At 52.5% G+C, this 1,893-nt stretch carries 1 protein-coding gene; it reads left to right on the top strand.

What is annotated here, in order from left to right; genetic code table 11:
* Positions 1-1,893, top strand: a 1,893-nt coding sequence (locus tag ACI32D_RS07160; RefSeq protein ID WP_439775898.1) for an SEC10/PgrA surface exclusion domain-containing protein, incomplete at both ends; no start/stop codon positions are given.

Genomic DNA, 1,893 nt, shown 5'->3' with positions numbered 1-1,893 from the left:
GACGTCAACAAGATTGTTTTGCCAGACGGCTTTTTAGAGGCGGCTAAGGAATACTATGCTGCTGACGAAAATAGCAAGGCGGCAGCGGCCCAGAAGCTGTACGAAGTTGGGCAAAAGGGCCTGCCAGGCTTCACCTACAACAACCGCTATATTTCCGCGGCCGCTGATGAAGGCCGGAAGGTGGAATTTGTCGACGGTCAGGTGATGAACGCGGATGACGCTAAGGAACTGACTTTGTACGCGGCTTTCCTGATCAATCCGCTGCGCGAGGCCAATGGCCGGAAGGCTTACAAGGTCAGCCAGAATTCAGTGCAATATTCCAGTGACGTAGCAAAAGAATATGATGCCGACCACTGGCTGCTGGGGACTAGAGGCCACGACGTGCTGGCATTAAACAGAGTAGCAATGGACTACAGCAGCCGCGGCATCTATAGCAACAGCGAATCAGAGAACGCGACCAACGGTTTTGTCTGGCTGAATTACACGCAAGATGAAAAGACCAAGAATCTTGCTGAATACACGGCAGTCAGAAACGCAACTACAAATATGCAGGCCTACACTGGCACGATCAGCATGAACAAGCTTAAGCAGGCGATCTATGAATCAATCTTGGGCTGCCTTGTTGACGACTCCGGGTCAAATTGGGGCCACATGAAGGCCTTCCTTTTTGCCAACCCAACCAGAACGGAATACTTGGGCGTGTCGATCGATCACTACCTGCAGATCCACTTTAACTCAGTCAGCTTCACTAATGACACATCAACTGAATACGAAGTTCCGGCATTAGGGACAGGGGATCGGCAGAAGGTAATTGACGCGATGACTGACCTGTCTAAAAAAGAAGGCGCGCGGGACCAATACCAGTACATTTACCTGGAACCAGAAAAGAAATATCTAGCTACCGCGACTAGCAATCTAGAGACGGCTAATAGTAATCTGCAGGCGGCAAAAGATAAAGTGGCCGCGGCAGATGAAGCTGTAAAGAAGGCACAAGAAGCCTACGCTGCTGCCCAGGAAACGACGGCAGCTAAGACGGAGGCTTTGACCAAGGCGCAAGATCTGGCGACTAAGGCAGAGACTGCTTTGAGCGCGGCCAAGGCAGAAACGGCAACAGCACAAACGGCATTGACCAGCGCTCAGACTGCTTTGACGGAAAAGCAGGCAGCTTTAAAGGAAAAGACTGAAGCAGCAAGTACCGCTGAAGCCGAAGTAAAGAGCACGGCAGAGGCTTTGCAGGCAGCAGAAAGTAAGGTGGCAGATTTGACCGCCAAGCTGGAGGCTGCTAAGGCAGAGGCTGAAGAGAGCGCGAAGAATTTGCAAAGCGCGCAAGCTAGTGTTGACGCGGCTGAAACGGCAGTCGGGGATGCAGAAAAAGCTGCAGCTGACGCAAATGCCGCGGTAGAAGATGCTACGGCAAAAGTGACCACTGCTAATGCGGCCAGTCAAACGGCACAATCTGAATTGGCAACCGCTAAGCAAAAGCTGGCTGACCTGCAGGCAGCAAAGGTTCAAGCAGAGACTGCAGAAACTGCGGCTGCAGAGGCAAAGGCAAATGCTGATGCTCAAGTCAGTGAACTTGCTCTTAAGGCAGAAGAAAGTGCCAAGCTGTCAACTTCTACAGAAAAGGAAGACCAGGCAGTTGAAGACGCTAAGGCTAATGCGGCAAGCACTCAAGCTGCTTTGACCGCGGCAGAAGCTGATTTGGCGGATAAGAAGGAAACGTTGACGAAAGCCAAGGCAAGAGTAGCCGCAACTCTGCACGCTTTGAACCTGGCTAAGGCCCGCCTGGCTGCCTTGGAGGCAACACAGCCAACAGAACCGACGACTCCAACGGAGCCAACCGAGCCAACGACCCCAACGGAACCGACTAAGCCAACAGAGCCGACCAAGCCA

Source organism: Lactobacillus sp., from assembly GCF_051873315.1.
Lineage (GTDB): Bacteria > Bacillota > Bacilli > Lactobacillales > Lactobacillaceae > Lactobacillus.
The sequence above is the reverse complement of the archived record's forward strand: the minus strand, read 5'-3'. Positions and strand labels throughout refer to the sequence as shown.